We start from the raw sequence: 9,522 nt of genomic DNA, 5'->3' as shown, positions 1-9,522 counted from the left end.
CCTCTACGCCTTCACCCGCCACGATCTGCCCTGCGGCGGCGGGTTCAGGACCTCGCGGTCGAGGAACCGCAGGGCGTCGCGCATCCGGGCGGGGATCGTCCGCCCGACGTGATCGGCGTTGCGGACCAGCCGGTACTCGTGCGGGACGCCGTGGTCCCACAGCACCCGGTGCAGGAACTCGGTCCCTTCGTCCAGGTGGAACATGTCGCGGTCGCCCGCCTCGATGTAGATCGCCAGGCCGGCCGCCAGGATCGCGGACCTGTTGGCGATGGCCATGTTGGCGGGGTTGGAGCGCTTCCAGAGTTCCCGGTCCACCGGATCGCCGAAGATGCCGGCGAAGAAGCGGTCGTCGCGCTGGAAGCGGTTGCGGAGCTTCACGTCGTCGAACGCGAGGGCCGGCTCGATGCCGGGCTCCAGGGCGGCCAGGCCGCCGAACACCTGCGGGTGGTCGAAGCCGAGGCGCAGGCTGCCCAGCCCGCCCATCGAGATGCCGGTCACCAGCGTGTGGCGGCGCTCCGTGGACAGGCCGTAACGGCGGCGGAGTTCCGGGATCATCTCCGTCACCAGGAAGGTCTCCCATTTCTGCGAGCCGTCCTTGAAGTCCATGTAGAGCGAGCGGCCGACGTCGGGGGTGACCACCACGGCCGGCGGGAACTCGCCCGCCGCCCGCGCGGCTTCGAGGGTCGGCTGCATCCTGGCGAGGAAGCCGTTGTCGCCCCCACCGCCGTGCAGCATCAGCAGGAGCGGCAGCTTCTGAGAGGATCGGTCGTCGTCCGGCAGCAGGACCGAGACCTTCACCGGGGATGGAACGAGCCGGGACGTCAGCTCGATCGTCTCCAGGCGCGGGGCGGCCTGGGCCATGCCCGCCAAGACGAGCGCCATCGCCGCGCCCAGCACCGCTCTCAGCACGCCCACCTCCCGGTTTTGCGGCAGGCTAGCACCGGTGGGCGCGAACGGCCGCATAGCCCGGGTCTATGTCGGGCGCGACGGCGCCCATGGACTTCCGCGGCGTCCGGCGGCACATCGCGCTGAACTTCCGGAGACGCACATGGTCAGCCTCGACGACTACATCGATGACGACGGCGACGAGCCCGACACCGCGGCCGATTTCGCGGCGCTGAAGGGCTGCCTGAAGGCGCTGGCCGACGCCATCGCCAGCACCAACCTGGCGGTGATCAACGGCGCCCAGGGCGACGTGGGTGCGGCCACCCAGCGGGTGCAGGCCTCGATCGGCGCCCTCAAGCGCTTCCACGACGCCTTCAAGGTCCTGGAATCCGGGACCGAAGACGAGGGCGAGGCGCCGGCGGAGGAGGAGGAGGACGCCTAGGCGAGAAACCTAGGCGTAGCTCTGCAGCGGCCGCACTTCGAGCGGGTCCTCGGCCACCGCCGCGATGGCGCGGGCGGCGGCCAGGGCGGCGGGGGTGGTGGTGAAGTAGGGAATCTTCATCATCAGGGCGCTGCGGCGGATCTCGAAGCTGTCCAGCAGCGACTGCTTGCCCTCGGTGGTGTTGAAGACCAGCTGCACCTCGCCGTTCTTCATGTGGTCGACGATGTGCGGGCGGCCCTCCAGCACCTTCTTGACCGTCTCGACCTTCACTCCCTTCTCGGCGAGGTAGGCGGCGGTGCCGGCGGTGGCCAGGATGCGGAAGCCCTGGGCCGAGATGATCTGGGCCGCTTCCAGGATCCAGTCCTTATCGCTGTCCTTCACCGAGATGAAGGCGCAGCCCTTGGACGGCAGGACGGTGCCGCCGCCCAGCTGGCTCTTGGCGAAGGCGCGCGCGAAGGCCGGGCCGGGGCCTTCGCCCGGGCGGATCCAGTCCAGCCCCATGACCTCGCCCGTGGAGCGCATCTCGGGGCCCAGGATGGTGTCGACGCCGGCGAAACGGGCGAACGGGAAGACCGCCTCCTTCACCGCGATGTGGTCGTAGGGCTTGTCGGTCAGGCCGAAGTCGCTGAGCGGCTTGCCCGCCATCAGCTTGGCGGCGATGGCGGCCACGGGCTCGCCGATGGTCTTGGCCACGAAGGGCACGGTGCGGCTGGCGCGCGGGTTGACCTCCAGGACGTAGATCCGGGGGTTCGGGCTGGCCGGCTCCTCGATGGCGAACTGCACGTTCATCAGGCCGCGCACGTTCAGCGCCCGGGCCATGGCCTCGGTCTGGCGCTTCAGCTCGGCGATGGTCTCGGGGCGCAGGGAGAAGGGCGGCAGGGAGCAGGCGCTGTCGCCCGAGTGCACGCCCGCCTCCTCGATGTGCTCCATGACGCCCGCCACGAAGACCGCGCCGGTGTTGTCGCACAGGGCGTCCACGTCCACCTCGGTGGCCCGGCTGAGGTACTGGTCGATCAGGACCGGGCTGTCGCCGGACACCTGCACGGCGGTGGTGATGTAGCGCTCGAGCTGCTCGTCATCGCGCACGATCTCCATGGCGCGACCGCCAAGCACGTAGGAGGGGCGGATGACGATGGGGTAGCCCACCTTGTGGGCCGCCTCGAAGGCCTCTTCGCGGGAGCGGGCGATGCCGTTCACCGGCTGGGCGATCTTCAGCTTGTGCAGCAGCTGCTGGAACCGCTCGCGGTCCTCGGCCAGGTCGATGGCGTCGGGGCTGGTGCCCAGGATCGGGATGCCGGCCTCTTCCAGCGCGGCCGCCAGCTTCAGCGGGGTCTGGCCGCCGAACTGCACAATCACGCCCAGGAGCTCGCCGCGGGTCTGCTCGACCTTGATCAGCTCCAGCACGTCCTCGGCCGTCAGCGGCTCGAAGTACAGGCGGTCGGAGGTGTCGTAGTCGGTGGAGACGGTCTCCGGATTGCAGTTCACCATGATCGACTCCACGCCGATCTCGTCCAGCGCGAAGGCCGCGTGGCAGCAGCAGTAGTCGAACTCGATCCCCTGGCCGATCCGGTTGGGGCCGCCGCCGAGGATGATCGCCTTCTTGCGGTCGGAGGGCTCGCTCTCGTTGTCGGGAAGCTGACCCAGGGCGCCGCTCTCGTAGGTCGAATACATGTAGGGCGTCTCGGCCCGGAACTCGCCGGCGCAGGTGTCGATGCGCTTGAACACCGGCCGCACGCCCAGGGCGCGCCGCTGCTCGCGGACTTCCTTCTCGGTGGTGTGGGTCAGCTTCGCCAGCCGGGCGTCGGAGAAGCCCAGGGCCTTCAGCTTGCGGAACTCCACCGCGGTGGTGGGCAGGCCGTCGGCGCGGATTTGCGCTTCGGTCTTCACCAGGGTCTCGAGCTGGCGCAGGAACCAGGGTTCGTACGAGCAGGCGCCGTGGATCTCGTCGACGGTCAGGCCGTGGCGGAACGCCTGGGCGATGACCCGCAGCCGGTCCGGCGTGGGCTGGGCGAGGGCGCGCAGCACGGCCGCGTGGCCCATCTCCGGATCCTCGCCGCCCTCGATGGCGATCTCGTCCAGGCCGGAGAGGCCCGTCTCCAGCCCGCGCAGGGCCTTCTGCAGGCTCTCGGCGAAGGTGCGGCCGATGGCCATGACCTCGCCCACCGATTTCATCTGGGTGGTGAGGTATGGCTCGGAGCCCGGGAACTTCTCGAACGCAAAGCGCGGGATCTTGGTGACCACGTAGTCGATGCTGGGCTCGAACGAGGCCGGCGTGGCGCCCGTGATGTCGTTCATCAGCTCGTCGAGCGTGTAGCCCACCGCCAAGCGGGCGGCGACCTTGGCGATGGGGAAGCCGGTGGCCTTGGAGGCGAGGGCCGACGAGCGCGACACCCGCGGGTTCATCTCGATGACCACCATGCGGCCGTCGGCGGGGTTCACCGCGAACTGGACGTTGGAGCCGCCGGTCTCGACGCCGATCTCGCGCAGCACGTCGATCGAGGCGCGCCGCATCCGCTGGTATTCCTTGTCGGTCAGCGTCAAGGCGGGGGCGACGGTGATGGAGTCGCCGGTATGGACGCCCATCGGGTCGATGTTCTCGATGGAGCAGACGATGATGCAGTTGTCCGCCTTGTCGCGGACGACCTCCATCTCGTACTCCTTCCAGCCCAGGACGCTCTCCTCGATGAGCACCTCGGTGGTGGGCGAGAGGTCGAGGCCCCGCTCCACGATCTCGCGGAATTCCTCGACGTTGTAGGCGATGCCGCCGCCGGTGCCCGCCAGGGTGAAGGACGGGCGGATGATCGCGGGCAGGCCCACGAACTCCAGGCCCTCCATGGCCTCGTCCAGGGTGTGGGCGGCCTTGGACTTGGGGCTTTCCAGCCCGATCTTGTCCATGGCGTCGCGGAATTTCTGCCGGTCCTCGGCCTTGTCGATGACGTCGGCCTTGGCCCCGATCATCTCCACGCCGTACTTCTTCAGGACGCCGTTCGCCTCCAGCGCCAGGGCCGTATTCAGGGCCGTCTGGCCGCCCATGGTGGGCAGCAGGGCGTCAGGGCGCTCCTTCTCGATGATCTTCTCGACCATCTCGGGCGTGATCGGTTCGATGTAGGTGGCGTCGGCGACGTTCGGATCGGTCATGATCGTCGCCGGGTTCGAGTTCACCAGCACGATCCGATAGCCCTCGGCCCGCAACGCCTTGCAGGCCTGGACGCCGGAATAGTCGAACTCGCATGCCTGGCCGATCACGATGGGACCGGCGCCGATGATCAGGATCGAGGAGATGTCGGTACGTTTGGGCATGGGTCTCGCGCGCAAGGGCCGCGCGTGCTTTCGCACCGCTGCCGACAAGTCAGAACTGCAGGTTAAGGCGCCCCTTTAGAGACCGATGCCCCTCGGCGCAAGCACGCACACGACCGGGCAGCCCATAGTTCCGCAGAGCGCGTTCGGTTCCCGGAAATTTCTGAAGCGAATCACGCAACTAACTCGCGGCTGAGGCTCTCTCCTTACGGGCGTCGACGTTCGGCGTCCGGAGACATGCGGAGTGCCCATGAGCCTGCTCGACAGAATCCCGACCCTGAGCGACGACGAGGTCGTGAACCTGCTGGCGAACGCACGCAGGCTGAGCGAGCAGGGCGACGACAAGCAGAAGGCGGCCGCCGCCGAGCTGCTCGAACCCCTGCAGGCCGAAGCCGACCAGCGCAAGGAAGCTCGCCTGGAGCGCGCCAAGGAAAAGCGCGCCGCCACCCGCAAGGCCACGCTGAAGTCCGCCGCGGCCTAGCTTCGCCGACGCGATGAAGGCAGGGTGGGGCGCATGCGGTGCGCCCTGCCTCTCCTCGCCCTCCTGATATCGACGCCGGCCGTGGCGCAGGTCCCGCCCAAGGCGGGCGCGCCCACGGTTCTGGACGCCACCCTGTCGGGTCAGGCGATCCGCGCGCCGGCCGGCGACCTGCGCGTCACCGTCAGCCAGGCGATCATCCCGGCCGGCGGGCGCCTGGCGGCCCACAGGCATCCCTATCCGCGCATCGTGAACGTGCTGGCCGGACGCCTCAGGATCACCAATCTCGACACGGGCCAGACCCGCGACGCGGTCGCGGGGGACTGGATGGTGGACGCCGTCGAGCAATGGCACGAGGCGGTCGTGGTGGGAGACGAGCCCGTGCGCCTCCTGACCATCGACCAGGCGCCGCCGGGAGCGGCGGTGACGATCCCCAGGAACCCCTGATACGGGAACGCTTGCGTCTTGCGCGCGAGACAGGCAGCTTCGCCCTAATGCGTTCGCTGAGCAAAGCGACACAACCTAAGGGACCGCCTTGGCCTCCGCCGCGACGACAACCGACATCCTATCGCCGCTGATGACCCGCATCGCCGCGGGCGAGCGGGAGGCCCTGCGACAATTGTACCAGGCCACCTCCGCGAAGCTTTTTGGGGTCTGCCTCCGTATCCTCTCCGACCGCGAGGAGAGTGAGGACGTTTTGCAGGACGTGTACGTCACCATTTGGCGACGGGCCGACCGTTTCGACGGCGCCCGCGCGAGCGTGATGACCTGGGTGTCCACCATCGCGCGGAACCGGGCCATCGACCGGCTGCGGGCGCGGGGGCCGATGGCCTATGCCGAGCCCGTGGAGGAACTGGAAATCCCCGACGGCGCGGACAGCGCCGAGACCCTGCTGGCCGCCGCGGACGACCGCGACCGGCTGCACGGGTGCATGTCGGAACTGGACGACCGGACCCAGTCCGTGATCCGCACCGCATTTTTCGAAGGCGTCACTTACGAAGCCTTAGCCAAGCGCATGGATGCTCCGCTGGGCACCGTTAAGAGTTGGATCCGTCGCGGACTGGCGAAGCTGAAAGGGTGCCTCCAGTCATGAGCGAAGCCCCCGACCTTTCCGAAGCCGAAGCCTTCGCCGCCGAACATGCCCTGGGCGTCCTGAACGCCCGCGAACGGGCCGAGGCCGAGGCCCGCATGGCCCGCGAACCCGCCTTCGCCGCCGACGTCGAAGCCTGGCGCGCGCGCCTGGGCCCGATGATCGAGAGCATCGAGCCGGTCCCTGCTCCGGCCGACCTGTGGACGCGCATCGAGCGGATGCTGCCGGCCAACGACAACGGCGCGATCATGAACAAGCTGCGCTTCTGGCGGAACTCGGCCATGGGCGGCTTCGCCCTGGCGGCGGCCAGCCTCGCCGGCGTGATGGTCCAGGTCGCCCAGCCGCCGACGGTGGTGGAGCGCCAGGTTCCGGTGCAGCCCACCGGCCAGCTGCTGAACGCCAGCGTGGTCAGCCAGGAGGGCCGTGCGCAGCCGCTGTTCGTGGCCGCCTACGACCCCGACCGCAAGGCGCTGATCGTCACCTCGCTGCTGCCGGAAGGCTCCGACCGCGACAAGGTGCACGAGCTGTGGCTGATCGCCGGCCAGGACAATCCCAAGTCCCTGGGCCTGGTGGAGTCCGGCAAGGCCAAGGTGATCGCCCTGCCGACCGAGCTGATGGGCAAGATGTCCGAGGGCGCGGCCCTGGCCGTGTCGGAGGAACCGCCCGGGGGCTCGAAGAACCCGGCCGGCCCGAGCGGCCCGGTCATCGGCGTCGGCAAGCTGTCGAAGCTGTAGGAGCCGGCGCCGCCTCGCGCGGCGCCGCGTTCCGCGCGCACATCTCCTGGGGGTGGGTATGAAGCCTGTGCTGCTGGCGGCTGTCGCCGTGCTGTTCCTGAGCGCGGGGGCGGCCGAGGCGCGCCCGATCCCCGCCGCGGGACTGACCGTCGAAGAGGTGCTGGCGTTCATGAAGAGCGCCGGCTTCGACGCCAAGATATCCAAGACGGACCAAGGCTCGCCCTACGTCTCGACGTCGAAGGACGGGATCAACTTCGACCTCGACCTCTACGACTGCGACGCCGGCCGGTGCCGCGCGGTGCAGTTCGTCGCCAGCTTCGACCTGAAGGAGCCGCTGAGCGCGGCCAAGGTCAACGAATGGAACCTCAAGAAGCGCTACATCCGCGCCTATACGGACGACGGGGGCGATCCGATCTTCGCCTATGACGCCAACCTGGCGCCGGGCGGCACCTACGAGGCGCTGCAGGACGACCTGGACGTCTTCGTCCAGTTCCTTCCCGAAATCCTCGAACACATCGGCTGGTAGGGCCCGGGCCTACTTCGCCTTGTCCATGAAGCCGGCGAAGCGCTCGAACAGGTAGAGGCTGTCCGTGGGGCCGGGCGAGGCTTCGGGGTGGTGCTGGATCGAGAAGACCGGCCGGTCCTTCAGCGCCAGGCCGGCGTTGGTGCCGTCGAACAGCGAGACGTGGGTCTCGACCACCGGCTCGGGCAGGCTGTCGCGGTCGACCGTGAAGCCGTGGTTCATCGAGACGATCTCGACCTTGCCGGTGGTCAGGTCCTTCACCGGATGGTTCGCCCCGTGGTGGCCCTGATCCATCTTCTTGGTCTTGGCGCCGAGGGCCAGGGACAGCATCTGGTGGCCCAGGCAGATCCCGAACACCGGCTTGCCGCTGTCGACCAGCTTCTTGATCTCGGGCACCGCGTACTCGCCCGTTGCCGCCGGATCACCGGGCCCGTTGGACAGCAGCACGCCGTCCGGATTGCGGGCCAGGATCTCCTCGGCCGTGGTCTTGGCCGGCACGACGGTCACATGGGCGCCCACCGAGGTGAGGGCGCGCAGGATGTTGCGCTTCACGCCGTAGTCGACGACCACCACCTCGTACTTGGCCTGGCCCGGCTTGGCGTAGCCGCCGTTCCAGTCCCAGAGGCCCTCGTCATAGGTGAAGGGCTGCAGGCAGGAGGCGTCCTTGGCCAGGTCCAGGCCCTCGAGGCCCGACCAGGCCTTGGCCTTGGCGACCAGGGCGTCGATGTCGAACTTGCCGTCCGGATCGTGCGCGATCACGCCGTGAGGCATGCCATGCTCGCGGATGGCCCGGGTCAGAGCCCGGGTGTCCACGCCCGCGAGACCGATCACGCCGCGCCGGCTCATCCAGGTTTCCAGGTCGCTGTCGGCCCGCCAGTTGGCCGGCTTGGTCGGCAGGTCCCGGAAGATCGCGCCCCGGGCCGCCGTCTCGGCCGAGCCCGACATCTGCTCGAGGTCCTCGACGTTCGTGCCGACGTTGCCGATGTGCGGGAACGTGAAGGCCACGATCTGGGCCATGTAGGAGGGGTCCGTCAGGATCTCCTGGTAGCCGGTCATGGCGGTGTTGAAGCAGACTTCGCCCACGGCCTCGCCGACCGCGCCGACGCCGATCCCCTGCAGGACGGTTCCGTCGGCCAGCACCAGGACTCCGGTGACGCCAGGCAGCAGGTCACGGCTCATGGTGGGGGCTCCTTGTGGGCAAACGGCGGCGTAGGTAGTGAGTCCCGGACTTGGGGTCAATGCGACGCGAGGGACCTATGGCCTATATCGATCCGGACCGCGAGGCCTGGGATGTCTTCAAGAGCCTCCCGCGCGATCAGCCGATCCAGATGCTGAACCTGGTGAAGCTGAAGCCCAAGGCGGACTACCCGGCGGGGCATCCTGACCACGGCAAGGACCTTTCGGGCCTGGACGCCTACCGCGCCTATGGCCGGACCACGGCGCACATCTTCAAACGGCTGGGTGGGCGGCAGGTCTGGGCGGGCAAGCCGCAGGTCATGGTCACCGGGCCCGGCGCCGAGGCCTGGGACATCGCCTTCATCGCCGAGTATCCGAGCGCCGACGCCTTCATCGCCATGGTCCGGGATCCGGAGTACCGCGAACTGGTCCAGCACCGGACGGCGGGCGTCGCCGACTCGCGCCTCCTGCGGCTGGAGCCGATTCGCGAGCCCGGCGAAGGCTTCGGCGAGTAGCTGGCGGAAAACGAGGGAAACTTGGCATTTACGCCAGGCCGGGCGCCGGCCAAGGTGACGCCATGCTCGCCCTCCGACCCAACTGTGAATGCTGCGACCGGGACCTGGCCCCCGATAGCCCCGACGCCCGCATCTGCACCTTCGAGTGCACCTTCTGCGCCGAGTGCGTGGAGACCCGCCTCGGCGGCGCCTGCCCGAACTGCAGGGGCAATTTCGCGCCCCGCCCGATCCGCCCGCCGGGCGCCCTGGCCCGCTTCCCCGCCTCCACCGAGCGGGTGACCAAGCCTCACGACGCCTGCGCGGCGTAGGCGGCGCGCGGCGCATGGGCTTCATGCGCCGGCGGCATTGGCGATCGCGACGGCGCGCCGGCAAGGCTGGCTCC

Annotated in this window: 11 protein-coding genes; 8 read left to right on the top strand and 3 right to left on the bottom strand. The window is 69.0% G+C overall.

Annotation, left to right across the window (positions count from 1 at the left end; genetic code table 11):
* Nucleotides 1-3: 3 nt before the first annotated feature.
* A complete protein-coding gene (locus AX721_RS02190) occupies nucleotides 4-909 on the bottom strand; it encodes an alpha/beta hydrolase family protein (protein ID WP_068874309.1) in 906 nt (301 codons plus the stop codon).
* Nucleotides 910-1,048: 139 nt separating this feature from the next.
* Between AX721_RS02190 and AX721_RS02185 the strand changes: the two genes are divergently transcribed.
* On the top strand, nucleotides 1,049-1,327 hold the full coding sequence (locus tag AX721_RS02185) for a hypothetical protein (protein ID WP_068874307.1): 279 nt from the start codon (nucleotides 1,049-1,051) through the stop codon (nucleotides 1,325-1,327).
* 9 nt (nucleotides 1,328-1,336) lie between these two features.
* Here the strand turns inward: AX721_RS02185 and carB are convergent, their stop codons facing one another.
* The gene (gene carB / locus AX721_RS02180; RefSeq protein ID WP_068874306.1) at nucleotides 1,337-4,627 is read right to left on the bottom strand and encodes a carbamoyl-phosphate synthase large subunit; all 3,291 of its coding nucleotides are present in this window, start codon (nucleotides 4,625-4,627) and stop codon (nucleotides 1,337-1,339) included.
* A 247-nt stretch (nucleotides 4,628-4,874) separates the two neighbouring features.
* Between carB and AX721_RS02175 the strand changes: the two genes are divergently transcribed.
* The 5 genes from AX721_RS02175 (at nucleotide 4,875) to AX721_RS02155 (ending at nucleotide 7,452) form a co-directional block, all read left to right on the top strand.
* Nucleotides 4,875-5,105 (top strand): hypothetical protein, encoded by a 231-nt coding sequence (locus tag AX721_RS02175; RefSeq protein WP_068874305.1) that lies wholly within the window; start codon nucleotides 4,875-4,877, stop codon nucleotides 5,103-5,105.
* 33 nt (nucleotides 5,106-5,138) lie between these two features.
* On the top strand, nucleotides 5,139-5,549 hold the full coding sequence (locus AX721_RS02170; RefSeq protein WP_068874304.1) for a cupin domain-containing protein: 411 nt from the start codon (nucleotides 5,139-5,141) through the stop codon (nucleotides 5,547-5,549).
* Between the two features lie 88 nt (nucleotides 5,550-5,637).
* Nucleotides 5,638-6,195, top strand: coding sequence for a sigma-70 family RNA polymerase sigma factor (locus AX721_RS02165; RefSeq protein WP_156466964.1), 558 nt, complete (start codon nucleotides 5,638-5,640; stop codon nucleotides 6,193-6,195).
* Entirely contained in the window at nucleotides 6,192-6,926 is a 735-nt protein-coding gene (locus AX721_RS02160) for an anti-sigma factor domain-containing protein (protein WP_068874303.1), read from the top strand. The genes AX721_RS02165 and AX721_RS02160 overlap by 4 nt, the downstream gene beginning before the upstream one ends.
* Nucleotides 6,927-6,984: 58 nt before the next feature.
* A complete protein-coding gene (locus tag AX721_RS02155) occupies nucleotides 6,985-7,452 on the top strand; it encodes a YbjN domain-containing protein (protein WP_082765546.1) in 468 nt (155 codons plus the stop codon).
* Nucleotides 7,453-7,461: 9 nt separating this feature from the next.
* Here AX721_RS02155 and carA read toward each other — a convergent pair whose 3' ends face one another.
* The gene (gene carA / locus AX721_RS02150; RefSeq protein ID WP_068874301.1) at nucleotides 7,462-8,628 is read right to left on the bottom strand and encodes a glutamine-hydrolyzing carbamoyl-phosphate synthase small subunit; all 1,167 of its coding nucleotides are present in this window, start codon (nucleotides 8,626-8,628) and stop codon (nucleotides 7,462-7,464) included.
* A 77-nt stretch (nucleotides 8,629-8,705) separates the two neighbouring features.
* Here carA and AX721_RS02145 point away from each other — a divergent pair, with 77 nt between their 5' ends.
* Both AX721_RS02145 and AX721_RS02140 read left to right on the top strand, forming a co-directional pair.
* A complete protein-coding gene (locus tag AX721_RS02145; RefSeq protein WP_068874299.1) occupies nucleotides 8,706-9,140 on the top strand; it encodes a DUF1330 domain-containing protein in 435 nt (144 codons plus the stop codon).
* 62 nt (nucleotides 9,141-9,202) lie between these two features.
* The gene (locus AX721_RS02140) at nucleotides 9,203-9,448 is read left to right on the top strand and encodes a DUF1272 domain-containing protein (RefSeq protein ID WP_068874297.1); all 246 of its coding nucleotides are present in this window, start codon (nucleotides 9,203-9,205) and stop codon (nucleotides 9,446-9,448) included.
* The last annotated feature ends 74 nt before the right edge of the window (nucleotides 9,449-9,522 follow it).

It is taken from the genome of Phenylobacterium sp. CCH9-H3 (assembly GCF_001557235.1).
GTDB lineage: Bacteria > Pseudomonadota > Alphaproteobacteria > Caulobacterales > Caulobacteraceae > Phenylobacterium.
This window is presented reverse-complemented; position numbering and strand designations above follow the sequence as displayed.

Bases quoted from the DNA above. Each gene is read 5' to 3' on its own strand.
- AX721_RS02145 (WP_068874299.1), top strand. From the start codon at position 8,706: ATGGCCTATATCGATCCGGACCGCGAGGCCTGGGATGTCTTCAAGAGC.
- AX721_RS02155 (WP_082765546.1), top strand. From the start codon at position 6,985: ATGAAGCCTGTGCTGCTGGCGGCTGTCGCCGTGCTGTTCCTGAGCGCG.
- AX721_RS02170 (WP_068874304.1), top strand. From the start codon at position 5,139: ATGCGGTGCGCCCTGCCTCTCCTCGCCCTCCTGATATCGACGCCGGCC.
- AX721_RS02140 (WP_068874297.1), top strand. From the start codon at position 9,203: ATGCTCGCCCTCCGACCCAACTGTGAATGCTGCGACCGGGACCTGGCC.
- carB (WP_068874306.1), bottom strand. From the start codon at position 4,627: ATGCCCAAACGTACCGACATCTCCTCGATCCTGATCATCGGCGCCGGT.
- AX721_RS02160 (WP_068874303.1), top strand. From the start codon at position 6,192: ATGAGCGAAGCCCCCGACCTTTCCGAAGCCGAAGCCTTCGCCGCCGAA.
- AX721_RS02175 (WP_068874305.1), top strand. From the start codon at position 4,875: ATGAGCCTGCTCGACAGAATCCCGACCCTGAGCGACGACGAGGTCGTG.
- AX721_RS02185 (WP_068874307.1), top strand. From the start codon at position 1,049: ATGGTCAGCCTCGACGACTACATCGATGACGACGGCGACGAGCCCGAC.
- carA (WP_068874301.1), bottom strand. From the start codon at position 8,628: ATGAGCCGTGACCTGCTGCCTGGCGTCACCGGAGTCCTGGTGCTGGCC.